This window comes from Pseudoxanthobacter sp. M-2 (assembly GCF_046156265.1).
Lineage (GTDB): Bacteria > Pseudomonadota > Alphaproteobacteria > Rhizobiales > Segnochrobactraceae > CAMDHY01.
Genome location: NZ_JAWDIR010000046.1, coordinates 55252 through 81497, shown reverse-complemented (window position 1 = coordinate 81497; position 26246 = coordinate 55252). Strand labels below are relative to the sequence as shown.

Here is a 26246-nt window from a genome sequence, read left to right as displayed (position 1 = left end):
CGCCGCGCGGTCCCGTTTCGGCGGGCGGTCAGTCGCCCTCAGAGATGCAGATCGCCTTCGGCGACCAGCACGGCGTGGCCACCGATGCGCACGGCCCTCAGCGCGCCGCCCTCGACCTCGATCTCGAGCCGGATCAGCGACGGCCGTCCCATCTCGATGCCCTGCTCGATCGGCAGCACGTGACGGCCGTCGGTCGGCGCGTCGAAGCGCTGCACGACGCCGGCGAAGGCCGCCGCGGCGGACCCCGTCGCCGGGTCCTCGTCGATGCCGAACTCGGGCGAGAACATGCGGGCGTGAAAGGCGGCGTCGTGCTTCACCGTCTCACGGCAATAGACGAAGACCGGGCTCGGCCGGCCGTCAGTGATCGCGCTCTTCCAGAGTTCGCGGACCGGGCGTGCGCGAGCGATGACGTCCAGGCCGTGGACCGGCACGAAGGTGTAGGGGACGCCGGCGTCATAGGCGGTCGGCACATGGTTCTCGAAGCCGATCTCGCGCGGCAGCAGCCCGAGGGCGGCGGCGACCGCCTCCTTGTCGATGGCGGTGACCACCTCCTCCGGCTTGCGCGGCACGTCGAACTCGGCGTAGCCCGCCGCGCCGGGGTGCAGGACGACGCCGCAGCGCACCGGGCCGACGCCCTCTTCCAGCACGATCATCGCGTCGCACTGGCCGGCGACGTCGCCGAGCTTGCGGGTGGCGAGCAGCACGGCGGTGCCGACGGTCGGATGGCCGGCGAACGGCAGCTCCCGCGCCGGCGTGAAGATGCGCACTTTGGCCGTGTGGCCGACGCCCGTCGGCGGCAGCACGAACACCGTCTCCGACAGGTTGAAGCCGCGGGCGATCTGCTGCATCCGCTCGTCCGACAGGCCCTCAGAGTCCAGCACGACGGCGAGGCCGTTGCCGGAAAGCGCGGTGTCGGTGAAGACGTCGAGGACGGCGTAGCGGCGGGCCATGCGGTGTTCCGATCCGTCGGGGTTCAGGAAATGCGCGCCAGCGCGGCGCGGGTGTAGGCCGGCACGATCGCCGGATCAAGCGAGGCGCCGGGGCGGACCACCTCGACGCCCGCGAGTTCCGGGTCCGGATCGGCGGCGAGGAAGGCCCGCACCCGCTCGGCCAGATGCTCCGCCGGCTCGGGGAAGCGCAGCACGCCGACCACGGCGAAGTAGGGGTGGTCGTCGACGAGGATCAGCGTCTCGTCGAGCCGCGCGTCCGACGCGGAAAGCCCCGTCTCCTCCGCCATTTCGCGGACGATCGAGCCGACGATGTCGACGCCGCCCGCGGCCGTCACGTCCTCCTCGTCGGGCGTGCCGCCGGGGAACTTCACCTCGCCGGCCCCGGCGGTTTTCGGCCCCATCCGCCCGAGCACGACGCCGCCGTCGGAGCCGACGATCGCCGCCGCGCCGAACAGGTTGACGGCGTCGCGGCCGGTCTCCGGGTGGGCGATCAGGGTGGTGAGCGACGAGTAGCGGGTGCGGTAGGCGGTGGCCGCCAGTGACGGACCGTCGATGCACGGTCGCGAGAACAGCAGGATCGGCCCGTCGAAGAGCGCCGGATTGCCGGCTTTCGCCGCGGCGAAGGTGGCGGCGATCCGTGCCTCTTCGCGGAGGGAAAACTGAAGCGGATCAAGGCTCAGGCGGATGTCGAGGACGGTTGCCTCGGCGGTCGGCGGAAGACGGTGCACGGTGGCGGCTCCGTTCGACGTGTTTCACGGGTGTTTCACGGGCCCGCGGGGGTGTTTCACGGGGGTTTCACGGGCCGAGCAGGTGGCGGACCACCGCCCGCGTCGTCGCCGGCACGCTCCGCGGATCGAGGTCCGCGAGAGACCGCACGACCACGACGTCGGCCAGTTCCGGCTCCGGATCAGCGGAGAGGAAGCGGCGGATCCGGCCAGCGAGTTCGTCCGCGGTGATCGGAAAGCGGTGCACGGCGACGACGACGGCACGCGGGTGATCGCGGACGACGAGCGCCTCGACGATCGCAGCTGGGGCCGAAAGCCCTGTTTCTTCAGCGAGTTCGCGCGCGGCCGTGGCGACGAGGTCGACCGTGCCGTCCGGTGCGACGTCGGTGAGGTCCGGCGTGCCGCCGACGAGGTAGGTGCGGCCGGCGTTGGCGGTGTGGGCGCCCATCGTGCCGAGGATCACCGCGCCGTCAGCGGCCACGATCGCCGCGGCTGCGGACAGGTGGGTGAGGCCTTCGACCGGATAGCCCCATTCGCGCCACGCGAGGAAGGCGGAGAACGGGATCGGCCGGAGCGTCGCCGCGAGCCGGCCGCCGTCAACGGTCAGGTCCTCGGCGATCAGTACGGTGCCGTCGAAGAGGGCCGGCTTCGCCGCCACCGATCGTGACCAATGATCTGTGATCATGGTTTTCTGGGCCGCGACGAAGGCCGGTTGCTCGTCGTGGAAGACGAGGGCGCTCGCCGCGAGGGGCTCGACCGTCGGCGGTGGCGCTGTGGTCGCGGTCATGGCGGCGACATCCTGGGCGCGATCACGGCCGCACGATGACCTTGCCCTTGACCGCTCGGGCCGCGATCGCCTCCAGCGCCGCCGGCACCTCGTCGAGGCCGACGACGCGGTCGATGTGCGGCTTGATCCTGCCCTCAGCCACCCAGCCGTGGATGCGCTCCATCGACCGCGCGTGGCCGGCCGGATCGCGCTTCACCGCCTCGCCGAAGAAGACGCCGCGCAGGTCGCAGTTCTTCAGGAGCAGGAGGTTGAGGGGGATCTTCGGGATGTCGCCGGCGGCGAAGCCGATGACGAGGTGGCGGCCGAGCCAGGCGATCGCCCGGATCGCCGCTTCGGAATAGGCACCGCCGACCGGATCGTAGATGACGTCGACGCCGCGGCCGCCGGTGAGGTCCTTCAGCCGCGCCTTCAGGTCCTCGCGCTCGTAGTCGACGATCTCGTCGGCGCCGCAGTCGCGGGCGAAGGCGAGCTTGTCGGCGCCGCCGGCGCAGGCGATCACCCGCGCCCCCATCACCTTGCCGATCTCCACCGCCGCCTGGCCGACGCCGCCGGAGGCGCCGAGCACGGCTAGCGTCTCGCCGGGGCGCAGGCTCGCACGCTCGTCCAGCGCCAGAATTGTCGTGCCATAGGTGATGGTGAGGCCGGCGGCCACCTCGAGGGGTACGCCGTCCGGCACCCTCGCGAGGCTCGCGGCCTTCGCCACGACCTGCTCGCGGCAGCAGCCCCAGCCAAGGTGGCCGCTGACGCGATCACCGACGGCAAGCGTCGCGACCCCCTCCCCGAGCGCGACGACGGTGCCGGCCATCTCCGCGCCGGGCGAGAACGGCCGCTCCGGCTTGAACTGGTAGCGGTCGCGGATGATCAGGGTGTCGAGGAAGTTGAGCCCGACGGCGGCCACCGCCACGACGACCTCGCCCGGCCCCGCCACCGGCTCGGCGACATCGGCGACGGCGAGGCTCGCGGGGGGCCCCGGCTCGCGACTGAGAACGGCCCGCATCAGTCCCCTTCCCTGCTTCCCGACGGATCGCGGCGCCAGCGCCGCAGCCGGAGGCTAGCGGACATTGGCGATCCCGTCTCGCAACGAGGCGGGTGGGCGACAAGGTGCTGCATTGAAGGCCCGCGCGGCCCGGATCACCGTCGGCCATCAACCGGGGGGTGGATCTTGAAACTCGGAACTCTCGTCGTCGCTCTCGCCGCCGCAGCCACGCTCGCCGCAGTCTCCTCGCCGCGGGCGGAAGCGCCCGTTCCAGACGGCTGGACGTTGCAGGGCGTCGTCCTCTACGGCCGCCACAGTCTGCGCTCGCCGACCAAGCCGGTGCTCTGCCGAAGCGAAGACGACGCCGTCTGCATGAACAACATCAGCGCGCGCCCATGGCCGGACTTCGGCGTCGTTGCCGGCAACCTGCTGCCAGAGGCCTACCCGCGCGTCCGGGCGCTGGGGGCCTACTTCCGCAGCCACTATGCCGAGGAAAGGCTGGTCCCGGCCGACGGCTGCCCGGCGACGAAGCACGCGGCGACGCTCTATGCCGACGACGAACGCACCACGATGACGGCCGGCGCCTTCGCCGACAGCTTCGCCCCCGGCTGCGCGGCATCCATCCACACCGACGAGGCGACCTACTCCGGCGGCCCCGCCTGCGCGGTCGACCGGGAGACCGAGGCGGCGGCGGCGCTCGCCTTCGTCGGCGGCTCGTGGGCGAAGCGTGCGGAAGGCGACCTCGCCAGGCCGCTCGCGGTGATGAACGAGGTGCTCGGTCCGTTCGCGCCCGGAGGCTGCGCCCGCTTCGGTCTCGAGCCCGGCTGCTCGATCGGCACCGCCGATCCGGCGAAGGCGCCCGAGATGGCGAGCACGCCGGCGGAGCAGATCCTGTTCGAGTACGCCGCCGGCTATCCCGAGGCCGAGGTCGGCTGGGGCCGGCTCGCCGGCGCCGCCGGCCTACCGCTCGGCGCGGCGGTCAGCGAGGTGAACAAGATCCACGCCCTGTCGCTCGCCGCCACCAACATGCCACCGGCGATCGGCACAGCACCAGGCTCGAAGTCGCTTTCCCTCGTGCTGCACGCGCTGGAGCGCTTCGCGACGAAACCTGAGGCGCAGTCCGCGCCCGTCGTCGCCTACTTCAGCCACGACACCATCATCCTGCATCTCGCCGGCATGCTCGGCCTCGAGTGGGAGCTCGAGAGCTACAACCCGCACCAGATACCGCCCGGCGGCGTCATCGCGTTCGAGCTCTGGACGACGCCGGCGGGCGAGAAACTGGTGCGCAGCGTCTATCGCGCCCAGACGATCGAGCAACTGCGCGACGCGCGGCCGCTCGATCCCGACAACCCGCCGACCTCATCGGTCATGGCGATCGAGGGATGTGCCATGGAGGGCGGCGCCTGCCCGTGGACGCAATTCGAGGGAATCGCACGAGGGAAGATCGACCCCGCCTGTACGGGCGGGTGACGAGCGGCCCCGCCGCCCTCAGTCCACGTCGATCGCCGCGTCGGTTTCGAGCTGCTTGCGCAGGCGGCCGAAGGCGAGGCGGATGCGGGACTTGACGGTGCCGAGGGGCAATCCCTCGCGGGTGGCGATCTCGCTGTGGGAGAGACCGTCGAAGAAGGCGAGCCGCACCAGCGCAAGCTGGTCGGGCGGCAGCAGACGCATCGCGGCGCGGACCTTGTCCTCGCGGGTGCGGGCGTCGATGCCGTCATCAGGGGCCGGAACGCCCGACGGCTGCAGCGCCGGGTCCTCGGCGTCGAGGAGAGCGCTGCGGTCGCGGCGCAAAAGGTCGATGCGGCGGTTGCGGGCGATGCGGTAGAGCCAGGTGGCGACCGAGGACTTGGTGCGATCGAACAGGGCGGCCTTGCGCCACAGCACGACCATCACCTCCTGGGCGATCTCCTCGGCGACGGCGGCGTCGGCGCCCATGCGCCGGAGGTGCGCGTTGAGGCGCGGGGCGAAATGGTCGAACAGCTGTACGAAGGCGGCGCGGTCGCGATGCTCCGCCACCCGCTCCACCAAACTCGCGAAGCGATCCCCATCTGAGCCGCCGGCCGAGCCGGAAACGTACGCCACTGTTCTTCGCCGTCCGTTCCAAGCCAAACCGGCTCCACACGCGTGCCGGCGAATCCGAAGGCAATCCGAAAGCCGGCCAATGTGCAAGGCCGGACATGCGTCCGCCTCCCGCCGCCGGCTTCCGCGACAGCCCGCCTGACGGCCGCAGCCAGGTCGCTGTCACACTCTCGCCCAACTTTTCCCGCCAGCGTTCGCCCACTTCGGGGACGACGAACGGCCAGTTCCGGCCGGCTCGACGCGGCGATCGGACGGACGCGACACCTGCACGTCGGCCTCTCGTGCACGAACAGCACCCGGCCGGCACCTGCAGGTCGCTCGCGGAATCCGAACCGTCAACGGTTCCGTAACGCTACGCGGTGCTTTATCAAGCGGTGGCGCAGCGGGGACACGGCGTGGACCCGGCGGCGGGCAGGAACACTGAGCGGCAGGAGACGATGCACGTACGTACGTTGACCTTCACGGTGCTCGCGGGCCTCGCTGCGGTGGGCCCGGTTTTCGCCCAGGGCACGACCGGCCGCGAGCCCGCCCTCATCAAGCAGAACAACGACTGGTCGTCCTTTTCGCACGGCGAAGGCCCCGGCAAGGTCTGCTTCGCGATGACGACGCCGAAGGCGAAGACGCCGCCGAACCTCAACCACGGGGACGTGTTCTTCTTCGTCTCCAACCGCCCCGGCGAGGGCGTCCGCAACGAGCCGAGCATCCTGGTCGGCTATCCGTTCCAGGACGGGTCGCGGGTCTCCGTCGACATCGACGGGCAGAAATTCACGCTCTTCACCAAGGGCGACGGCGCCTGGGTGGAGAACGCCGCCCAGGAGGCGCCGCTCGTCGCCGCGATGAAGAAGGGCCGCTCGATGAGCGTCGCCGGCACCTCGGGCCGCGGCAATCCGACGAGCTACACCTTCTCGCTCTCCGGCATTTCCGCCTCGGTGGGGGAGATCGACAAGGCCTGCCCCTGATCTCGCCTGACGGCGCGGACCGCGGCGGTGGCAGGCGGCGCGCCGATCCACTAGATTAGGGCGAGGCGTTGCCCCGTTACAAAGACCAAGGAGCGCCCCGGCCTGTCCGGGGCGCTGCCGTTTCGGGCCGCGCGGCCCAGAGAGCCGGACCGGAATCATGACCGTCGTTCTCGACGCCACCCGCCAGACGACTGCCGACGCCCCCGTGGCGGGCCCGGCGCCCGCCCCTGTCGTGGCCAGTGCGGCCCGCGCCGCCGAGAAGCCGTCGCTGATCGGCCTGGAGCGGCCGGCGCTGGCGAGCGCCCTTGTCGCGGCCGGCGTGGCCGAGCGGCAGGCGCGGATGCGCGCCAACCAGATCTGGCAGTGGCTCTATCACTACGGCGTCACCGACTTCGCCGCGATGACCAACGTCGGCAAGGACCTCAGGGCCCTGCTCGCGGAGCGCTTCACCATCGCCCGGCCGGAGATCGTCACCGAGCAGATCTCCTCCGACGGCACCCGCAAGTGGTTGCTGCGCATGCCCGCGCGCGGCGCCGGGAGGCCGGTCGAGGTCGAGACGGTCTACATCCCCGAGGTCGGGCGCGGCACGCTGTGCGTCTCGAGCCAGGTCGGCTGCACGCTCACCTGCTCGTTCTGCCACACCGGCACGCAGACCCTTGTCCGCAACCTCACGGCCGAAGAGATCGTCGCGCAGGTCCTCGTCGCCCGCGACCGCCTCGGCGACCATCCCGGCGGCCGCACGCCGGACGGAGCGATGGTGCCGACGGAGGGCAGCCGGCTCGTCTCCAACATCGTCATGATGGGGATGGGCGAGCCCCTCTACAATTTCGACGAGGTGAAGACGGCGCTGCTGATCGCCTCCGACGGCGAGGGCATCGCGCTGTCGCGCCGGCGGATCACGCTGTCGACGTCCGGCGTCGTGCCGATGATCGCGCGGGCCGGCGAGGAGATCGGCGTGTCGCTCGCCGTGTCGCTGCACGCGGCGAACGACGCGACGCGCGACGTGCTGGTGCCGCTCAACAAGAAGTACCCGATCGCCGAGCTGCTCGACGCCTGCCGGCGCTATCCGGGGCTGTCGAACGCGCGGCGCATCACCTTCGAGTACGTCATGCTGAAGGGCGTCAATGACAGCCCGTCGGACGCGCGCGCGCTGGTGCGGCTCCTCAAGGGCATTCCGGCGAAGATCAACCTGATCCCGTTCAACCCGTGGCCGGGCTCGGGTTACGAGTGCTCGGACTGGGAGACGATCGAGGCCTTCGCCGACATCGTCAACGAGGCCGGCTACGCCTCGCCGATCCGCACGCCGCGCGGCCGCGACATCCTCGCCGCCTGCGGGCAGCTGAAGTCGGAGAGCCAGCGCATGCGCGCCCGCGAGCGCCTGGCGCTGGAAGCCATGGTGGCGGGCAGCGACGAGGACTGAGGCGGCGCCGCGTCGCCCCGGTCACGCCTTCGGCGGCGGCTCCGGCAGGGCGTGGCGCTGCATCAGCGGGATCTGGGCGAAGGCGAAGACGAGGGTCAGCGGCATCACGCCGAACACCTTGAACGTCACCCAGGTGTCGGTGGAGAACATCCGCCACATCACCTCGTTCAGCACCGCCAGCACGATGAAGAACAGCCCCCAGCGCAGCGTCAGCTTGCGCCAGCCCTCGGCGTCCAGCTTCACCACTTCGTCGAAGACGTAGCCGAGCAGCGGCTTGCCGAAGGCGAGGCCGCCGAGCAGGACGGCAGCGAACATCAGGTTGATGACGGTCGGCTTCAGCTTGATGAAGAGCTCGTCCTGGAGCGCGAGGGTGAGACCGCCGAACACCAGCACCAGCGCACCGGAGATCAGCGGCATCACCGGCACGCGGCGGACCAGGGCGTAGGACACCGACAGCGACACGATCGTCGCCACCATGAAGGCGGCGGTGGCGGTGAACAGGTCGAAGCGGGCGTTGGCGAAGAAGAAGATGCCGAGCGGACCGAGCTCGAGCGCGAGCTTCAGGATCGGGTTCAGGTGGCGACGGGGCGCCGGCGCGGCGGGGCCGGTGGCCGGCGGGAACTTCGTGGCCGGCGGGGCTTGGCCCGGATCGGTGGACAAGACGGCGCGATCCTCGGTCTGTAGTCATTCGAGACTGACGTGACATGCGCGTCGGGGACGCCGCGATCAAGCCCCAATCTGCCGCGAGCCTGCCGGGGCGGGCCCGGGTACCGTGCGACATTGGCCGATTGCGCCGGCCGGCGTGGCGTTGGAAAAGAGGGCGCGGGCGGACGGGCGGTCCCGAATCGCCGGCGGTGCCGCAGCAGCGAGGAACTCGGATGACCAGCGGAGCACGGGACGAGACCGGGGCATTGCGGCCCGGATGACGCTGCCGCTCGTCCTCACGGCGGTCGCGGTCCTGCTGGTCATCATCGCGCTGATCCAGCCGCTCGCCGGCCGGCTGAGCCTGCCGCCGTCGGTGCTGCTCGCCGCCGTCGGCATCCTCATCGGCGTCGGCGCCACCTACCTGTTGTTCACGCCGCTGACAGACACCTTCAACGAGGTGGCACGGGCGTTCGTCGACTTGCCGGTCGATTCGGAGACCTTCCTCTACATCTTTCTGCCGGCGCTCCTGTTCCAGACCTCGCTGACGCTCGACGTGCGGCGGATGGCGGAGGACGCAGCACCCGTGCTGCTGCTCGCCGTGGTGGCGGTGCTGCTCGCCACCGTCTTCATCGGCTATTCCGTCGCCTGGGCGTCCGGCCAGCCGCTGGTGGTCTGCCTGCTGCTCGGCGCGATCGTCGCCACCACCGACCCGGTCGCCGTCGTCGGCATCTTCCGCGAGCTCGGCGCACCGGCACGGCTGACGCGGCTCGTCGAGGGGGAGAGCCTGCTCAACGACGCCGCCGCCATCACGCTCTTCGTGCTCTTGCTCGATCTGTTGATCTCCGGCCGGGCGACGAGCTTCCCGGAGGCGCTGGTGGCGTTCTCGGTGAAGGGCATCGGCGGGGCGGTGGTCGGCTATGTCGCCGGCCGGGTCACGGCCTCGCTGTTCCGCATCGTGCGCGACATCCCGGCGGCGATCGTGACGATCAGCGTCGCCCTGCCCTATCTCGTCTTCATCGGGTGCGAGCAGTTGGAGCTGTCCGGCGTCGTCGCGGTGGTGGGCGCCGGCATCGCCATCAACCTCAACGGCCCGACGCGGGTGCCGCCCGACGCCTGGCGCTATTTGCGCGAGATCTGGGAGCAGCTCGAGTTCTGGGCGGCGTCGCTGATTTTCGTGCTCGCCTCGCTGCTGGTGCCGCGGCTCCTCGGCAACATCGAGCTGTGGGAGGTGCTGCCCCTCGTCGTGCTGATCGCCGCCGCCTTCGCCTCGCGCGCGCTGACGCTGTTCGGTCTGCTGCCGCTGCTGACGCTGGTGCGTCTGTCCGCGATGGTCGACAACAAGTTCAAGGTCGTCATCCTGTGGGGCGGCCTGCGCGGGGCGGTGACGCTGGCGCTGGCGCTGGCGGTGACCGAGAACCCGATGGTGCCGCCGGAGGTACAGCGCTTCATCGCCACCACGGCGACGGGCTTCACGCTGTTCACGCTGCTCGTCAGCGGCACGACGCTCAGGCCGCTGATCCGGGTGCTGAAGCTCGACCAGCTGTCGCCCTTCGACCGGGCGCAGCGCGACAGCGGCCTCGCCCTGGCGCTGCGCAACGTCCGGGATTCCGTGAAGCGGACGGCGGAATCGACCGAAATGCCGGCGCCGCTCGCCGACGACGTCATCAGCCGCTACGACACCCGCATCGCCGAGGTGCTCGAGCGCGTCGGCGCCGACGACGACGTCCTCGACCGCGACCGCATCACCTTCGCCCTCGTCTCGCTCGCCGACCGCGAGCGGGCGCTGCTGCAGCAGCACTTCCGGCGGCGCACGGTGTCGGTGCGCATCATCGAGCGGCTGCTCGCCGAGACCGGGCAATTGCGCGAGCGGGCGCGCGCGGGCGGCCGCGTCGAGTACAATCGCGCCGCCCGCCGGATGATCGGCTACTCCGCCGGCTTCCGCATCGCACTGCGGCTCCACCGCTACCTGCGCATCGACAGCTTCCTCGTGGAGGCGCTCGCCGACCGCTTCGAGCGGCTGCTGGTGCAGCGTATCGTGCTCGGCGAACTGGTGCCGTTCGTCGGCGACCGCATCGCCCCGGTCTTCGGCCACCGCGTCGCCGAGATCGTCGAGGACATCCTGACCCAGCGTCGCGAGGCGACGCGGCGGGCGCTCGATGCGCTGGAGCTGCAATATCCGGACTATTCGCTGGAGCTCGAGCGGCGCTTCCTGGCGCGCACGGGCCTCAGGCGCGAGGAGCTCGAATACGAGACGCTGTTCGCCGACCGGCTGATCAACGCCGAGGTTCTGCACGATTTGCAGCGCGACATCGCCGGCGCGCGGGCGGCGACGGAGACGCGGCCACGGCTCGACCTCCGGCTGAACACCCAGGAACTCGTCAGCCACTTCCCGCTGTTCCAGAACCTCAACCCCAAGCAGATCGCCCAGGTGACGAGGCTGCTCAGGCCGCGCTTCGCGGTGCCGGGCGAGCGGCTGATCCGACGCGGCGAGCGGGGCGATGCCGTCTACTTCGTCTCCTCGGGCGCCGTCGAGGTGTCGACCGCCACCGGCCCGATCCGCCTCGGCCGCGGCGACTTCATCGGCGAGCTCGCCATCCTCACCGGGGCGCGCCGCAATGCGGATGTCACGGCGATCGCCTATTGCCAGCTGCTCGTGCTGGAGGCTGACGAATTCAAGGCGCTGATCGCCCGCAACCCGGACATCGCCGCCGAGGTCGACCGCGTCGCGGCGATCCGGCTTGGCCGCATCATGGCGCGGCCGGGTGACGACATCGACAACGCCGAGGCAGAGGTGTCGGACGGCAAGGCGAGCGACGCCGCGGCCGCCGCCGACGCGCATCTCGAGATGGAGCCGACGGTGGTGCAGGCGCGACCGTCCGACCCCGAAGCAGCCACGATGGAGATCGCCGTCCCGGCCGACGTCGGGACCGGCGCGGCCGAGGTGCCGGCGGACGCTCCGGCCGCGCCGCACGAGCCGGACACGGTGAGCGAGACCAGGAACGCACCGGGCGCGTTGAACGAAAAGAAGCCCGAAGACGGAGAGCCGAGATGACCATCGACGTCGTGACGCTGCAGCCCCTCCTCGCCATCGTGATCGGCGTGCTGATCCTGATCGTGCCGCGCATCCTCAACTATGCCGTGGCGGCCTACCTCATCATCATCGGCGTGCTGGGGCTGTGGCCCAACATTTTGAACGGGCTGAACTAGCCGAACCGCCAGCCCCGCAGCGGCGGCCCGCGTGATCCTGCTCTGGCATCTGCTGCGGATCGGCTTCGGCTACGTCGCCGCGACGGCCACGGCAGCAGTCGTGTTCGCCGCCAGCGCCGGGCCGTGGAACGACATCGGCGGCCACCAGCTCGTGCGCATCACCGGCGACGCGCAGCTGTGGCTGGGCGAGACCGGCGGCCGCCTCGCCGTCGGTCTCGTGCAGCTGCTGCTGTCGGGATTTCCGACGATGGGGTTCGTCGTCGTCTGGGCGGTGGCGGTGATCGCCGCCGAGACATGGTCGCTGCGGCCGCTCGTCGCCTGGCTCGCCGTCGGCGGGCTGGCGGGGGCGGCACTGGTGGTGCCGGACGGTCTCGCGGTGACCGCGGCGGCGCCGCCGGAAGACGCCATGCTCGCCGCGCTCGCGGCCGGGTTCGTCGCGGGCTTCGTCTACTGGCTGGTCGCCGGCCGGCGCTCCGGCGACTGGCGCCGTGCGCTGTCACCGCCGGCGTAAGCCGTCGCCTTGGCGGCAAGTGGCATCAGGCCCGCGCCAGCAGCAGCCGCGCGGCGAAGCCGCCCATGACGCCGGCGAACAGCCAGTCGATGGCGCGGGCGAGCCGACGCGAGCCGCGCAGCGTCGCCGACACCCGGCCAGCGGCGAGGATCATCGCCACCGTGATCGGCGTCGACACCACGATCATCGTCAGCCCGAGGAACAGGAACTTGCCGCTCGCCGCCGGGTCGCCGGCGGTGACGAATTGCGGCAGAAAGGTCGCGAAGAAGACGATGACCTTCGGGTTGAGGAGGTTCACCGTCAGCGCCTTCATGTAGATGCGCGTCAGCCGCTCCGGCGCGGCGCCGGCGACGGGCCGCGACAGGGCGTTGCCCTTCCAGACCGATTCGAAGGCGAGCCACAGGAGATAGGCGGCGCCGACGATCTTCAGCACCAGGAAGGCTGTGGCGGAAGTGGCGAGCAGCGCCGCGAGGCCCGCCGCCACCAGCACGGTGTGGACGACGAGGCCGGTCGTGCAGCCCGCGAAGGCGGCGAATCCGGCCGCCGCGGACTGGGTCACCGACTTGCCGAGGAAAAAGGCCATGTCCGGCCCCGGCGTCAGCGTGATGGCGACGCAGGCGAGCACGAAGGCGGCGAGGACAGGCAGGTCGGGGACGAAGGCGAGGGCGGACATCGGCGGCTCCCGGCGCGGCGGATGTCCTCCTGTCTGCGCCCGACCGGCGCCGGAATCAATCCGGCCGGCGGGAGACGAACACCGCGGAGCGGAAGGTCATCACCACCTCGCCGTGCTGGTTGGTGACGGTGTTGTCGAAGTGCGCCACCGCCCAGCCGGGGCGCGAGGCGAGCGGTCGGCCGTCGCGCGGCGTCACGCTGAAATGCAGCGTGTCGCCGGGGCGCACCGGCCGCGGCAGGCGCATGTCCTCGAAGCCCGGCGACGGACCGAGGCGGCCGGGCTCGCCGCCAGCCGCGCGGATCTCGTCCGCGAGCCGGTCGACGCGCTCGACGAGGGCGCGCATGAACAAGGCGGAGGTGTGCCAGGCCGACGCCACGAGGCCGCCGAAGTGGCTGGCAGCGGCCGCCTCTTCGTCGACATGGAAGGGCTGCGGGTCGAACTCGCGGGCGAAGGCGACGATCTCCTCGGCGGAGACGGTCACCGAGCCGACCTCGATGCGGTGGCCGAACGGGATGTCCTCGAAGACCCACATCAGGCGGCCCACTCGCGGGTCGCGCAGAGTGCGGTGGCCCGCATCTCCAGCACTCGGGTGCCATGCTGGTTGTCGAGGTGGATGACGATCGACAGCAGCCCCATCTCCGGCCGGCTCTTCGAGACGCGCTTGCCGACGGCGGTGAAGGTGCCGGTGAGCGTGTCGCCCGGACGGACGGGCGCGAACCAGTCGAGCTGCTCGATGCCAGGCGAACCCATCGAGGCCATGCCGGCGAGCAGGCCGTCGACATAGAGGCGCATCATCAGCGCCGCCGTATGCCAGCCGGAGGCGGCGAGGCCGCCAAGCGGCGTCGCGCGGGCCGCCTCCTCGTCGAGGTGGAAGGGCTGCGGGTCGTAGAGCCGGGCGAAGCCGATGATCTCCTCGGCCGTGACGGTGCGGCTGCCGAGGGTGATGGCGCGGCCGAGCTCGATGTCCTCGTAGTGGAGCAGTCCCGCGTCCATCATCGTCTCAGAGCCTGTTTGGGACTTGGAGGCGGCCGTGACGCGAGCAATTCGCCCGATCCGTCAGGAGGTGGCCGCAGCCGATGCCGGGGGCATCGGCAAGGGCGCCGACGCCGCGGGCGGTCGAATTCCTCGCGCCGGAGGTGGAGCTCCGGCGGCCGGCTGCAGCGTCGTAGCGGCTCCGCGATGCGCGGCATCGCCGTCGCCACTCCTCCTTGCATCCGACTCGCCGGAGCTCCATCACGACCGCCTCCAAGTCCCAAACAGGCTCTCAGGTGTTGAACTTGAAGAGCAGCACGTCGCCGTCGGCGACGACATATTCCTTGCCCTCGTCGCGCGCCTTGCCGGCCTCCTTGGCGGCGACCTCGCCGCCGAGGGTGACATAATCGTCGAAGGCGATGGTCTGGGCGCGGATGAAGCCGCGCTCGAAATCGGTGTGGATGACGCCGGCCGCCCCGGGCGCCTTGGTGCCGCGGGTGATCGTCCAGGCCCGCGCCTCCTTCGGCCCCACCGTGAAGTAGGTGACGAGGCCGAGAAGCTCGTATCCGGCGCGGATCAGCCGGTCGAGACCGGGCTGCTCGAGGCCGAGGGTCTCGAGGAAGTCCTTCTGCTCCTCGGTCGACAGCTGCGCGATCTCGGCCTCGATGGCTGCAGAGATGACGACGCAGCCGGCACCCTGGGCCTTCGCCATCTCGGCGACGCGCTCCGACAGGGCGTTGCCGGTCGCGGCCGACGCCTCGTCGACATTGCAGACATAGAGGACGGGCTTGGCGGTGAGGAGGTTGAGCATCTCGAAGGCGCGCCGTTCCTCCGGCGCGAGCTTGACGAGACGGGCGGGCTTGCCTTCGCGCAGCAGCGTCAGGGCGCGATCCATCAGCTCGACTTGCGCCTTCACCTCCTTGTCGGAGACGCGCTTTCGCAACGGCACGACGCGGCGCTCGAGGCTGTCGAGATCGGAGAGCATGAGCTCGGTCTCGACCGTCTCGGCATCGGCGACCGGGTCGATCTTGCCCTCGACGTGGGTGACGTCGCCGTCCTCGAAGCAGCGCAGCACGTGGGCGATGGCGTCGACCTCGCGGATGTTGGCGAGGAACTGGTTGCCGAGCCCCTCCCCCTTCGAGGCGCCGCGCACCAGGCCGGCGATGTCCACGAAGGTGAGCCGCGTCGGCACGATCTGCTGGGACTTGCCGATGCGCGCCAGCGTTTCGAGGCGCGGATCGGGAACGGCGACTTCACCGGTGTTCGGCTCGATGGTGCAGAACGGGTAGTTCGCGGCCTGCGCCGCCGCCGTCTTGGTCAGCGCGTTGAAGAGCGTCGACTTGCCGACGTTGGGCAGGCCGACGATGCCGCATTTGAAACCCATGGAAGAAAGTCCTTCGGGCGAACAGGGCGGGCGGAACGGAGCGCGCCTTCGTCAGTTTGAGTGCGGAGCCGGGGCGACGCCGGCCGATCTCTTGGCCGTCCTTCGCAGGGCGGTCAAGGGGCAGCCATTCGTGTGCCCCGGCCCGTGCGCCTTCGATCGCGACACGCAAAAACACACCACACCCATGGAACGAATAGGCGGAGAACACGTTTTCCGAGCAGCCCGATGCGGAAGGTTCGCGAGAGCATTCACCGGCATCGGGACATCAGATTTTGCCTCAGAAAAGGGAGCTTCGCCATGCGCAATGTTCTTCTTCGTTCGACTTCTATCGCTGTGCTCGGGTTCGGCCTCGCCGCCGCGCCGCTTGCTTTCGCGCAGGACACCCAGACGACGCCGCCCGCCGCCACTGAGACGGCGCCCGGGGTCGGCACCGCGCCCGATCCGAACACCACGGTGCCGGGCCAGATCGACAACCAGCCGATCCAGGGCGCCCAGGGTGAGCAGGGCTCGATGGGTCAGTCCAACGATCCGGCCATGATGGGCCAGGCCAACGATCCGGCCACGATGGGCACCACCGGCACGGCCGGCACGATGGGCACCACCGGAACGACCGGGACCATGGGTACCGCGGCGACCGGCACGGGCATGGATGACGACCGGGTGACGATCGTCGGCGGCACGCAGCCGATGGGCACCGTGCTCGCCACCGAGCTCCAGGGTGAGCCTGTCGAGAACTCCGCCGGCGAGGATCTCGCCACCCTCGACGACTTCGTCATCGACGAGCAGGGCCGCATCGTCGGCGCCGTGGTGAGCTTCGGTGGCTTCCTCGGCATGGGCCAGAAGTCCGTTCTGCTGCCGTGGGAGGACCTCACCATCGACGGCAACGACGGCTCGGTGATGCTGTCGATGAGCGCCGAGCAGATCGAGGCGCTGCCGGAGTTCGAGCCGGTGGAGCGCGAGGACGCGACCGCCGCGAACGATCCGGCCCGCACGACGGCGCCGGCCCCGGCTCCGGTGACCCCGGCGCCCGCCCAGTAATTCGGCGAAATCGGAAGACGCGGTCCGGAGATTTTTCGCGAGGTCCCGCGGACCGCAACATCCGGCGCCAGGCCGGGCCGAGCAATCGGCCCGGCCTTCGCGCGTCCGGGGTCCGGCGGCGAGCGGGTGTCAGCCCCCACTGCCCCGGACGAATTTTGCCAGCGCGGCGAAGGGTCCCTTGGCGGGCGAGACCTGCTCGGACGACGACGCCGGCGCGGGCGCATCAGCGGCATCATTGCCCGTCGCAACGCTCGCAGCCGCCTCCACCTTCGGCTTCGGCGGCCGGGGCGGCCGCGGCTCGCCGCCCTCCCCCTTCGGCGGCGACAGCGCCAGGTGCAGGCGATTGGCGAAGGTCTGATCCTTGCCCTCGGCGAGCAGCGGCGCGTCGGCGGCGATGGCGTCGAGCAGCGGGTCGACCCACGCGGCATCCGATTTGGCGAAGTCGTGCAGGACGTAGGTGTGCACCATCGCCTTGTCGCCGGGGTGGCCGATGCCGATGCGCAGGCGACGGTAGGCGTCGCCGATGTGGGCGGTGAGCGAGCGCAGGCCGTTGTGGCCGCCGTGGCCACCGCCGACCTTCATCCGAACCTTGCCGGGCGGCAGGTCGAGCTCGTCGTGGATCACCACCACGTCGCCGGGCGCGAGCTTGTGGAAGCGGACGATCTCGCCGACCGAGCGGCCGGATTCGTTCATGTAGGTGAGCGGCTTGACGAGGATGGTGCGCTCGCCGCCGAGCGTGCCCTCGGCGATCTCGGCGGAGAACTTCTGCCGCCAGGGGCCGAAGCCGTGGCGCCGGTGCACCGCATCGACGGCGAGGAAGCCGACATTGTGGCGGTTCAGCGCATAGCGCGGGCCGGGATTGCCGAGGCCGACGAGCAGGAACACGCGCAGTCTCCTCGCGAGGCGTCCCCGTGGCACCGCCGGACGATGCCGCGACGGGCGCCGGCCGGGTCAGCAGCCGGCGACGCCATGGGGCGCCGCCGGCCGACGTTCGTTGAGCGCGTCGCCAGGCCTCAGGCGGTGGGCGCGGAAGCGGCGTCTTCAGCTGCTTCCTCTGCCGTCAGGACGGCCGGCGCAGCGATCGTGGCGATCGTGAAGTCACGGTCGCTGATCGTCGGCGTGACGCCCTCGGGCAGCTTCACCGCAGAGATGTGCACGGAATCTCCGATATCGAGGCCGGTGAGATCGACCTCGATGTTGGCCGGGATCGCGTCCGCCGGGCACTCGAGCTCGACTTCGTGGCGGACGATGTTGAGCACGCCGCCCCGCTTCAGGCCGGGCGAGGCCGCCTCGTTGAGGAAGTGCACGGGCACTTCGACAGCGATGGTGTCGCCGGCAGTGATGCGCAGGAAGTCGATGTGGATGAGCTGATCGCGCACCGGATCGACCTGATAGTCGCGCGGCAGCACGCGGATCTTGTCGCCACCGACGTCGATCGTCGCCACCGTGGTCAGGAAGCCGCCGGCGAGCAGCTTCAGCGACACTTCCTTCTGCGGCAGGGCGATCGGCAGGGCGGTCTTGCCGTCGCCATAGATGACGGCGGGAATCTTCTGTTCGCGACGCAGTGCACGAGCGGCCCCCTTACCAACCCGATCGCGCACCGTGGCCACGAGCTCATAGGTCTGAGCCATTGGGTCACTCCGGTTGCTTGAGTTGTCGGTCGGGGGCACCTCGCCCTCCGACGCGAACGGGCCGCCCACGGCGGCCCGCCTTCGAGCCGGACGGCAAGCCGCCCGGTGGCCCGCCTCCAGGGGTGCGGGACCGGGCCGGCTTATAGTCCACGCCGGCCGGGGCGACAAGGCACCGGTGGCCGCAGGGCGCCGAGATCCGTCGTCAGTCGGGGGTCTTCACCAGCATCGAGTTCTTCGAGACCATCAGCGACGAGGTGTCGACCGCCTCGAAGGCGGAGGCCGGGATCTGCTTCAGCTCGTCCATCAGGCCATTCTTCCAGCGGGTGTCGGACGTGCCCTGGAAGTACCAGGGCGAGCCGTTGTCGGCGAGCACGAGGCCGTATTTCTTCATGGCGCGCAGCACCGCCTGGGTGTCCTTGCGCAGGCTCTTGGAGATCTTGAACGAGGCCTTGAGACGGAAGCGGGCGCCCATCGGCGGGAAATCGGGATCGTTCACCGAGCCGGCCTGGTGGCGTGCCGGCCAGAGGTAGCTCTTGTCGGTGACGTCGGTGGTGAAGCGGATGGCGTGGTCGACCTTGCCGGCCGCCACCTCCTCGTAGCGCAGCAGCAGCGGCAGGATCGGCAGGCCGGCGGCGTCGGCCGAGGTCCAGCCGTCCTTGCGCAGCTTGTCGCTGTCGAGGTCCCAGACGGCGCCGGAGCCCGCCGACCACTTGCCCTTCTTCTTCGAGGTCGCCCAGGTCTCGTAGAGCGTGCAGCTGTCGCGGTCGACGATCACCGTGTGGCGGTCGCCGGACTTGTACTGGCCGCCCTCCACCTTGGTGTCGCCGCCGAGCGGATAGCGCACGCGGTCGCTCTGCGAGGCGTAGAAGAACTTCACCTCGACGCGCTTGTGGTCGCCGTCGACGATGGTGATCGGAATGCCGTAGGGCACCGGGATCTCGCCGAAGGAGGGGCCGAAGTCCGGGTGCAGGTTGCGGTCGGACGACATGTTCTCCATCCACGCCGCGCTGCGCTTGTGCACCGGAAGCTTGCTGACGTCGGCCTGGAACCAGTTGCCCGGCGGGAAGAACAGGCAGTCGGTGCCGGGCACTTTCGAGGCGGCCTGCGCCGGGGCGACGCCGAGGGTGGCGACGACCACGGCAGCGGCGAGCGCCGCGGTCGCAGCGGCGCAGGCGTACGGGCGCGGAACACGCTGCCGGCGGGCGGCGGGCGATGAGGTTTCGGGCGACATCGGTGGCTCCCCCGACCGGTGGCGGGACCCGTGTCCCTCGCAATGCGCCGGTCGCTCACGCGGGCCGCCCTGCAATCATCGGCAGCCACGCCACTGAGACTAGCCGAGCGGCGGAGCGGCGGCGCTCACTCTTGCGCGACCGGACGTGATGCGGCGCGAGCGGAGACCCTCGTCGGCGCGCGCCTCAGGCGTCCAGGAGTTCGGTGAGGCTCGCGATGGTGCGGTCCGCCACGATGTCCGGCGATGCGGGGTTGGGCACGCCGGTCGTCACCAGCACCGTGCCGAGGCCGGCGCGGCGGCCGGCGAGGATGTCGGTGGCGAGCTGGTCGCCGATCATCACGGTCTGGCCTGCCGGCGTGCCGATGCGGGCGAGCGCGTCGAGCAGCATGTGCGGCTCGGGCTTGCCGACGATGAGGCTCTCGGCGTCCGGCGCGGCGGTGCGGTAGGCGGCCAGCAGCGCGCCGACGCACGGGTCGAAGCCGTGTTCGGACGGCGTCACCGGATCGGGATTGGTGCCGACGAGGAAGGCGCCGCCGAGCATCGCGCGCACGCCGGTCGTCAGCTTGGCGAAGTCGAACGTATCGTCGTGGCCGACCACGACGGCTTCGACGTCGGTGGAAGTGCGCTCCAGGCCTGCGGCGTCCAGCGCCTCGAACAGCGCGGCGTTGCCGACAGCGTAGACGCGGCCGCCCCGGCCGAGGCGGTGGGCGAGGAGGTCGGCGGTGGCGGTCACCACCGGCACCACCCACGCCTCCTCCACCGGAATGCCGAGACCGGCGATCTTGGCGGCGAAGGCGGCGGCGGACTTCGTCGAGTTGTTGGTGACAAAGGCATAGGGAATGCCGCGCGCGTGCCAGGCGCGGAAGGCCTCGACCGCGCCCGGGACGGCGGCGGCGCCGCGATAGACGACGCCGTCGAGGTCGGAGACGACGCCGAGGATCGGCGGCAGCGGGGCGGGTGCGGTCACGGTGCGTCCTTGCACTCGAGGGGCCGCGGCCGCGGCGATGAAGGAAGCATAGAGAGGGCGGCGCGGCGGCCGGAATGGCCGACCCTCCTGAAACTCGTTGCCGAGGGGCCACGGGGCGCGTCGGCGCCGGCCACGCTGAGCAACGGAATCGTGGACGGGCAGGAATTCTGGCCGGGAGGGGTTCCGATAGAATTCGTCGAAGGCAGGCCGATCGGGGAGGAAAACCGGCGGCCGCCGATCCGACGCGCGGGCGGAACGGCCCGCGCAAAGGTCGCGAGCCGGCCCGGCGGGGCGGACGGCGATGCGGGCCGATGACGGCCCGGAGTCGTGCCGATGCGCGAGCGTTCTTCTTGCAAGGGGAAGTGGCAGATGATTTCCAGGCGGACTTTGATGCAGGGGACGCTCGCCGGCGCCGGCGCGTTCGGCATCGGGCGGCTCAATCCCGACTTTCTGTTCTCCTCGGCCTTCGCGCAGGATGCCAAGACCCTGCGCTTCCTCGCCGCCGAGGCGCTGACCGGAAACTGGGACCCGACCACCCACACGAACCTCGGCCAGTTGATCGCCGAGGGCTTCATGTTCGGCTATCTGACGCGCGCGCCGATGCGCCCGGAGAACCCGACCGAGCTGATCTTCGAGCTCGCGACGTCGCTCGAATCGATCGACGACTTCACCCTCGAGGCGAAGCTGCGGCCCGGCGTGAAGTTCCACGACGGCACCCCGTTCACCGCCGCCGACGTCAAGGCGACCTACGAGTACGGCTGCCAGCCGGACCGTCCGGCGCAGTGGTATCCGGGCCAGGTGAAGGTCGAGGTGATCGACGACCTGACCTGCCACATCAAGACCGGCGAATTCGGCTACCCGGCGACGCTCTTCTACTACCTGTCATCGTTCCTGCCGATCATGTCGGCGAAGGACGTGGCCAACAAGGCGCAGCTGTCGGCGAAGCCGAACGGCACCGGCCCCTTCCGCTTCGTCCAGCAGAAGGGCGATTCGACCTTCATGGAGGCGAACCCGGACTTCTATCTCGGCAAGCCGGGCATCCCCGCCGTCGAATACCGCTATGTCGGTGACACCACGACCCGCACGCTTGCGCTGCTCAACGGCGAGGCCGACATCATCGAGCGCCTCGAGCAGGAGCAGGTCGACACGATCGAGAAGGACGACCGCTTCGAGATCAACCGGGCGGTGTCGGTGGAGAACAAGTACCTGTTCTTCCGCTGCTCGAAGCCGCCCTTCGACGACGTCCGCATCCGTCAGGCCGCCTGCCACGCCATCGACCGCAGCGTGCTGCTCGACGTGCTCGGCGTCTCCGGCACCTATTCGAAGGCGCACATCTCGCCGGTGAAGTTCGGCTACACCGAGGTCGACAACTATCCGGAGTTCGATCCGGAGAAGTGCCAGGCGCTGCTCGCCGAAGCGGGCTTCCCGAACGGCCAGGGCCTGCCCGAGCTCACCTACTACACCTCCGTCGGCTTCTATCCGAAGACGAAGGAATATGGCGAGGTGATCGCCGCGATGCTGCAGGAACAGGGCTTCCCGGTGAACCTGCAGGTGCTCGAGCTCGCGGCGTGGGGCAACCTGCTCTACGACAAGCCCGGCGGCGGCGAAGGCAACATGATCGACTGCGGATGGTGCACCGGTTCGCCGGAGCCCGACCTCGTGCTGCGCACGCACTTCCACTCCTCGTCGAAGCGCATCTGCGGCATCGAGGACCCCGAGATCGACGCGGTGCTCGACAAGGAGCGCAACGCCGGCACGGTGAACGAGCGCCAGGACATCCTGCAGAAGGAGACCCTGCCGATGATCGCCATGAAGGCGCCGGCGCTGTCGCTGTTCACCTCGGTGTTCATCCATGCCTACCGCAAGGAGCTCGAGGGCCTCTACATCTACCCGAACGGCATGATGGACGCGAACAAGGCGACCCTCGGCTGATCGCTTCGACCGAGCCGATCGGCGGGCGGAGCCGGAGGACTGCCGCATGGTGGGGGCTGAGCCCCCACCCCCGCCCCGCGAAATCGGGCCACCTACGGGTGGCCCGCCTTCCGCGAGACTTCCCGGGCCGCCCGCGCGCGACCGGGCTTGCGCAAATTCCGGAGCCGCAACACGGCCCGATGCGACCGATGGCGTAGGGGCCGCAGCGGCATGTACATTCTCGAGTTCCTCCTGAAGCGCATCGCTCAGGGCTTCGTCATCATCTTCCTGACGTCGCTCCTGATCTTCACGCTCCTGCGCGTCGTGCCGGGCGACCCGGTGCGCCTCATCGTCGGCGGCATGGCGCCCGACAACGTCGTCGAGGAAGTGGCGACGAAGATGGGTCTGCGCGACCCGATCATCGTGCAATACGGCCGCTACATGTGGGGCCTGCTGCAGGGCGACCTCGGCCAGTCCTACCTGCGCCCGAAAAGCGGCATGATCTCCCAGGGCGGCGAGTACGTCGACCCGACGCGCGCCGACATGGCGGCCGTCACCGACCTCATCCTCGAGCGGGTGCCGCTCACCCTCCAGCTCGCCGGCGTGTCGCTCGTCTTCGCCTGCCTGATCGCCTTCCCGATCGGCATCGCCGGCGGCCTCAGACCGAACGGCTGGCCGGGGATGCTCGCCTTCGCCACCCAATCGCTGTTCGTCTCGATCCCGAACTTCTGGCTGGCGATCATCCTGATCCTGCTGTTGTCCGTGCAGCTCGGCTGGCTGCCGGCGCTCGGCTACCGCGGCTTTGCCTACGTCATCCTGCCGGCGATCGTGCTCGCCGTGGAGATCGCGCCCTTCCTGATCCGCACGCTGACGGTGTCGCTCGGCGAGATCATGCAGAGCCACTTCATCGACGAGGCGCGCGTGCGCGGCCTGCCGAAACGGCGCATCGTCTATGGCCACGCGCTCCGCAACGCCGCCGTGCCGCTGGCGAACCTCCTCGGCATCCAGCTCTCCGCCCTGATCGGCGGCGTGCTCGTGGTCGAATACATCTTCGACTATCCGGGCCTCGGCCACCTCACCGTCAACTCGGTCGTCAACCGCGACTTCCCGACCATCCAGGGGATCGCCATCACGACGAGCGCGGTGTTCGTGTTCGTCAACATCATCGTCGACCTGATCTCCTATTCGATCGACCCGCGCGTGGAGCTCTGAGCGATGGTTGACACCATGGCCGCCATTGGCCCCGACGAGCTCGGCCCCAAGCGCGTCGAGGGCTCGATCGCCCGGCAGATCCTCGGCACCGCCTGGCGCTCGACTGGCTTCCGCATCGGCTTCACGGTGTTCGTGCTGCTCCTGCTCGCCTCGGCGATCGTGCCGGAGATCTCGCCCTACGAGGCGACCAAGATGAACATGAAGGCGCGCTTCCTGCCGCCTCTGTTCCTCGGCGAGAACTGGTCGTGGGCGCATCCGCTCGGCACCGACCAGCTCGGCCGCGACATGCTGCTGCGCTGCCTCGTGGGCCTGCGCTACTCGCTGTTCATCGGCGTCACCACCGTCGCCCTGATGTTCATCGTCGGCTGCGGCCTCGGCCTGCTCTCCGGCTTCAAGGGCGGCTGGTGGGACACGGCGATCATGCGCCTGACCGACGCGCAGCTGTCGATTCCGATGATCATCCTGGCGATCACCATCCTCGGCGTCTCGAAGCCGACGGTGCCGACGATCATCCTGGTGCTCGGGCTGTCGGGCTGGCCGCTCTATGCCCGCGTGGCGCGATCGGCAGCGGTGGCCGAGCGCGGCAAGGAGTACGTCCGCGGCCTCAGGGTGGTGGGCGCCGGCGACTGGCGCATCCTGCTCCTCTTCGCCGCCCCCAACATCCTGCCGCCGATCGCCTTCGTGGCGGTGCTCGACATCGCCCGCATCATGATCTTCGAGGCGATCCTCGGCTTTCTCGGCCTCGGCATCCAGCCGCCGACACCGAGCTTCGGCACGATCATCTCCGACGCCCGCAAGTACCTCATCAACGCCTGGTGGATCGCCACCAGCCCCGGCGTCTTCCTCGCCGTGGCGCTGACCTCGATCAACCTGATGGGTGCGGCACTCGAGAAGGCGCGCAACAAGATCTACGGAGGCGCGTGATGGAACGGTCGCGGATCATCGAGGTCTCCGACCTCTCGGTCGCCGCCGTCGGCGGCGGCGCTCCGATCCTCTCCGGCATCTCGTTCTCCGTCGATTCGATGGAGTCCTACGGCGTCTACGGCGAGAGCGGCTCCGGCAAGACGGTGCTGAGCCGGGCGCTGGCGAACTGGCTGCCCGGCAACCTCGCCTACACCGGCGGACGAATCCGCTTCGCCGGCCGCGACATCCTCGATCCGCGCGAGGCGGGCGACTTCCGCGTCGGCCGCGACATCGCCTACATCGGCTCCAAGCCGCAGAGCGCGCTCGACCCGACGGTGCCGGTGGGTCCGCAGATCCTCGAGAAGCTGCTGTCGGTGCGACCGAACCTGTCGCGCAAGGAGGCGACGGAGAAGATCATCCAGCTCCTCGCCGAGGTGCGCATCCCCTCTCCGCGCGAGCGCTTCCACGACTACCCCAACCGCTATTCCGGCGGCATGATGCAGCGCGCCATGATCGTCGACGCGCTCTGCGCCGATCCGGCCGTGCTGATCGCCGACAACGTCGTGCAGCCGCTCGACGTGACGATCGCTGCGCAGACCGTGCTCTTGCTGCGCGACCTCTGCGAGCGCCACAAGATGGCGCTGATCTTCCTCGCCTCCTCGCTCGCCTCGCTCGCGCAGATCGCCGAGCGGGTCGGCGTGCTGCACGAGGGGCGCATCGTCGAGGAGCAGCCGATCGCGGCCCTGCTGAAGTCACCGAAGACCGCCTACACGAAGCGCGTCATCGCCGAGGTGCCGCGGATCTGGACCGAGGGCGAGGCGGAGCGCCGGCCGACGCGCCCGAACGCCGAACCGCTGATGCGGGTCATCGATGCCGAGCGCACCTACCTCGTCCGCCGGCGCGGCCACTTCAATGCCTACAACCGCGTGATGGCGGTGCGGGGCGTCACCTTCGACATCCGCCCCGGCGACAATTTCGGCATCGTCGGCGAGTCCGGCTGCGGAAAGTCCACGCTGACGCGGCTGCTCGCCTGGCTCGAGAAGCCCGACGCCGGCGAGATCCGCCTCGACGGCGTCTCGCTCGCCACCCTCTCCTCGCGCGAGCTGCTGGCGAAGCGGCGCGAGTTCCAGCTGCTGCTGCAGGACCCCTACAACAGCCTGCCGCCGCGCTCGCCGGTCGGCCGGATGATCGCCGAGGGGCTGCTCTTGCGCGGCGAGCTTTCGAAAAAGGAGATCGAGGCGCGGGTGCGCAAGGCGATGGGAGAGGTCGGCCTCGCCGAAAGCCTCTATCACGAGCTGCCGACGGCGCTGTCGACCGGCCAGCGCCAGCGCATCTCGATCGCCCGTGCGCTGGTGCTCGAGCCGAAGCTGCTCATCCTCGACGAGACGCTGTCCTCGCTCGACCAGGGCGAGCAGTCGAAGCTGCTGGAGCTGTTCGGCGAGCTGCAGGCGAAGAACGACCTCACCTACGTGTTCATCTCCCACGACCTCGCGATGGTGCGGAAGGTCTGCACGCGCATCGCGGTGATGTATCTCGGCGAGATCGTCGAGCTCGCCGACAACCACGACCTGTTCTTCGACCCGCAGCATCCCTACACGAAGGCGCTGCTCTCGGCCGCGCCGACGCTGGAGGAGAAGCCCTTCGACGCGACGAAGTACATTCTGGAGGGCGAGCCGCCGAGCCCGATCGACATCGCCCCCGGCTGCTCGTTCGCCTCCCGCTGCCCGTCGGCCTTCGGTCGCTGCCGGGTGGAGACGCCGAAGCCGATCCCGACGAGGAGCGGCTTCGCGGCGTGCCACCTGCTCGATCCGGCGGGGAACGTCGAGGCGGCGGCTTAGGCGACGGGCACGCCACGTCCTCCCCCTGCCAGGGGGGAGGACAGCCGCGCCGTAGGCGCGGCAGGTGGGGGCCCGTCAATCCTAACTGGCGCGCAGTTTGGATTGACGGGCCCCACCCTGACCGCTGCGCGGTCTGTCCCTCCCCCTGACAGGGGAGGGACGCGTCGCGCCAGGGGAGGACTTCGGCCCCCCGCCCCCTGGCAAGGCAGAGCCGCGTCGCGGCAGGG

The 26246-nt window shown here is 70.2% G+C and carries 25 protein-coding genes; 11 read left to right on the top strand and 14 right to left on the bottom strand.

Translation table 11 applies throughout. The annotated features are described in order from the left end of the window. Positions 1-38: 38 nt before the first annotated feature. The 4 genes from RUR49_RS23280 to RUR49_RS23265 all read right to left on the bottom strand — a co-directional run bounded on the left by RUR49_RS23280 (position 39) and on the right by RUR49_RS23265 (position 3459). Positions 39-950 carry a PhzF family phenazine biosynthesis protein gene (locus RUR49_RS23280; protein ID WP_409148840.1) on the bottom strand — a complete coding sequence of 304 codons (912 nt, stop codon included), beginning with the start codon at positions 948-950 and terminating at the stop codon, positions 39-41. Positions 951-973: 23 nt separating this feature from the next. Then, on the bottom strand, positions 974-1678 hold the full coding sequence (locus RUR49_RS23275) for an NUDIX domain-containing protein (protein WP_409148839.1): 705 nt from the start codon (positions 1676-1678) through the stop codon (positions 974-976). 67 nt (positions 1679-1745) lie between these two features. Beyond that, positions 1746-2462, bottom strand: coding sequence for an NUDIX hydrolase (locus RUR49_RS23270; RefSeq protein WP_409148838.1), 717 nt, complete (start codon positions 2460-2462; stop codon positions 1746-1748). Between the two features lie 22 nt (positions 2463-2484). Beyond that, the gene (locus tag RUR49_RS23265; RefSeq protein ID WP_409148837.1) at positions 2485-3459 is read right to left on the bottom strand and encodes an NADPH:quinone oxidoreductase family protein; all 975 of its coding nucleotides are present in this window, start codon (positions 3457-3459) and stop codon (positions 2485-2487) included. Positions 3460-3624: 165 nt separating this feature from the next. Between RUR49_RS23265 and RUR49_RS23260 the strand changes: the two genes are divergently transcribed. Then, complete coding sequence (locus RUR49_RS23260) at positions 3625-4908, top strand: histidine-type phosphatase (RefSeq protein WP_409148836.1); 1284 nt, start codon at positions 3625-3627, stop codon at positions 4906-4908. Between the two features lie 18 nt (positions 4909-4926). Here the strand turns inward: RUR49_RS23260 and RUR49_RS23255 are convergent, their stop codons facing one another. Beyond that, a complete protein-coding gene (locus tag RUR49_RS23255) occupies positions 4927-5520 on the bottom strand; it encodes a sigma-70 family RNA polymerase sigma factor (RefSeq protein ID WP_409148835.1) in 594 nt (197 codons plus the stop codon). A gap of 434 nt (positions 5521-5954) precedes the next feature. Here RUR49_RS23255 and RUR49_RS23250 point away from each other — a divergent pair, with 434 nt between their 5' ends. Further along, positions 5955-6476, top strand: coding sequence for an invasion associated locus B family protein (locus RUR49_RS23250; RefSeq protein WP_409148834.1), 522 nt, complete (start codon positions 5955-5957; stop codon positions 6474-6476). A 157-nt stretch (positions 6477-6633) separates the two neighbouring features. Beyond that, complete coding sequence (gene rlmN / locus RUR49_RS23245; protein ID WP_409148833.1) at positions 6634-7896, top strand: 23S rRNA (adenine(2503)-C(2))-methyltransferase RlmN; 1263 nt, start codon at positions 6634-6636, stop codon at positions 7894-7896. A 21-nt stretch (positions 7897-7917) separates the two neighbouring features. Here the strand turns inward: rlmN and RUR49_RS23240 are convergent, their stop codons facing one another. Further along, the gene (locus RUR49_RS23240; protein WP_409148990.1) at positions 7918-8472 is read right to left on the bottom strand and encodes a septation protein A; all 555 of its coding nucleotides are present in this window, start codon (positions 8470-8472) and stop codon (positions 7918-7920) included. Positions 8473-8818: 346 nt separating this feature from the next. Between RUR49_RS23240 and RUR49_RS23235 the strand changes: the two genes are divergently transcribed. From RUR49_RS23235 to RUR49_RS23225, 3 genes are read left to right on the top strand one after another with little or no spacing between them, the layout of a single operon-like run. Then, the gene (locus tag RUR49_RS23235; protein WP_409148832.1) at positions 8819-11593 is read left to right on the top strand and encodes a cation:proton antiporter; all 2775 of its coding nucleotides are present in this window, start codon (positions 8819-8821) and stop codon (positions 11591-11593) included. Then, positions 11590-11748, top strand: coding sequence for a DUF3096 domain-containing protein (locus tag RUR49_RS23230; RefSeq protein WP_409148831.1), 159 nt, complete (start codon positions 11590-11592; stop codon positions 11746-11748). Before RUR49_RS23235 ends, RUR49_RS23230 begins: the two co-directional genes overlap by 4 nt. 31 nt (positions 11749-11779) lie before the next feature. Beyond that, positions 11780-12259: a hypothetical protein gene (locus RUR49_RS23225; RefSeq protein ID WP_409148830.1), complete on the top strand. Its 480-nt coding sequence runs from the start codon at positions 11780-11782 to the stop codon at positions 12257-12259. 25 nt (positions 12260-12284) lie between these two features. Here the strand turns inward: RUR49_RS23225 and RUR49_RS23220 are convergent, their stop codons facing one another. The 4 genes from RUR49_RS23220 to ychF form a co-directional block, all read right to left on the bottom strand. Then, positions 12285-12932: a LysE family translocator gene (locus RUR49_RS23220; RefSeq protein WP_409148829.1), complete on the bottom strand. Its 648-nt coding sequence runs from the start codon at positions 12930-12932 to the stop codon at positions 12285-12287. Positions 12933-12987: 55 nt separating this feature from the next. Further along, positions 12988-13464: a MaoC family dehydratase gene (locus RUR49_RS23215; protein ID WP_409148828.1), complete on the bottom strand. Its 477-nt coding sequence runs from the start codon at positions 13462-13464 to the stop codon at positions 12988-12990. After that, a complete protein-coding gene (locus RUR49_RS23210; protein ID WP_409148827.1) occupies positions 13464-13925 on the bottom strand; it encodes a MaoC family dehydratase in 462 nt (153 codons plus the stop codon). The genes RUR49_RS23215 and RUR49_RS23210 overlap by 1 nt, the downstream gene beginning before the upstream one ends. A 271-nt stretch (positions 13926-14196) precedes the next feature. Then, complete coding sequence (ychF, locus tag RUR49_RS23205; RefSeq protein WP_409148826.1) at positions 14197-15288, bottom strand: redox-regulated ATPase YchF; 1092 nt, start codon at positions 15286-15288, stop codon at positions 14197-14199. Positions 15289-15621: 333 nt separating this feature from the next. On the opposite strand from ychF, the gene RUR49_RS23200 reads away from it, so the two are divergent. Continuing rightward, a complete protein-coding gene (locus RUR49_RS23200) occupies positions 15622-16326 on the top strand; it encodes a PRC-barrel domain-containing protein (protein WP_409148825.1) in 705 nt (234 codons plus the stop codon). A 129-nt stretch (positions 16327-16455) separates the two neighbouring features. On the opposite strand, the gene pth is transcribed toward RUR49_RS23200, so the two are convergent. The 4 genes from pth to RUR49_RS23180 form a co-directional block, all read right to left on the bottom strand. Further along, positions 16456-17211 (bottom strand): aminoacyl-tRNA hydrolase, encoded by a 756-nt coding sequence (pth, locus tag RUR49_RS23195; RefSeq protein ID WP_409148824.1) that lies wholly within the window; start codon positions 17209-17211, stop codon positions 16456-16458. Positions 17212-17339: 128 nt separating this feature from the next. Continuing rightward, the gene (locus tag RUR49_RS23190; protein WP_409148823.1) at positions 17340-17957 is read right to left on the bottom strand and encodes a 50S ribosomal protein L25/general stress protein Ctc; all 618 of its coding nucleotides are present in this window, start codon (positions 17955-17957) and stop codon (positions 17340-17342) included. Positions 17958-18159: 202 nt separating this feature from the next. Beyond that, a complete protein-coding gene (locus tag RUR49_RS23185) occupies positions 18160-19188 on the bottom strand; it encodes a hypothetical protein (RefSeq protein ID WP_409148822.1) in 1029 nt (342 codons plus the stop codon). Positions 19189-19372: 184 nt separating this feature from the next. Then, complete coding sequence (locus RUR49_RS23180; RefSeq protein ID WP_409148821.1) at positions 19373-20155, bottom strand: HAD-IIA family hydrolase; 783 nt, start codon at positions 20153-20155, stop codon at positions 19373-19375. A 369-nt stretch (positions 20156-20524) separates the two neighbouring features. Between RUR49_RS23180 and RUR49_RS23175 the strand changes: the two genes are divergently transcribed. The 4 genes from RUR49_RS23175 to RUR49_RS23160 all read left to right on the top strand — a co-directional run bounded on the left by RUR49_RS23175 (position 20525) and on the right by RUR49_RS23160 (position 26019). Continuing rightward, positions 20525-22087, top strand: coding sequence for an ABC transporter substrate-binding protein (locus RUR49_RS23175; RefSeq protein WP_409148820.1), 1563 nt, complete (start codon positions 20525-20527; stop codon positions 22085-22087). A gap of 210 nt (positions 22088-22297) precedes the next feature. After that, positions 22298-23278 carry an ABC transporter permease gene (locus RUR49_RS23170; RefSeq protein ID WP_409148819.1) on the top strand — a complete coding sequence of 327 codons (981 nt, stop codon included), beginning with the start codon at positions 22298-22300 and terminating at the stop codon, positions 23276-23278. Positions 23279-23281: 3 nt separating this feature from the next. Beyond that, the gene (locus tag RUR49_RS23165; RefSeq protein ID WP_409148818.1) at positions 23282-24202 is read left to right on the top strand and encodes an ABC transporter permease; all 921 of its coding nucleotides are present in this window, start codon (positions 23282-23284) and stop codon (positions 24200-24202) included. After that, positions 24202-26019 (top strand): ABC transporter ATP-binding protein, encoded by a 1818-nt coding sequence (locus RUR49_RS23160; protein WP_409148817.1) that lies wholly within the window; start codon positions 24202-24204, stop codon positions 26017-26019. The genes RUR49_RS23165 and RUR49_RS23160 overlap by 1 nt, the downstream gene beginning before the upstream one ends. Positions 26020-26246: the final 227 nt, after the last annotated feature.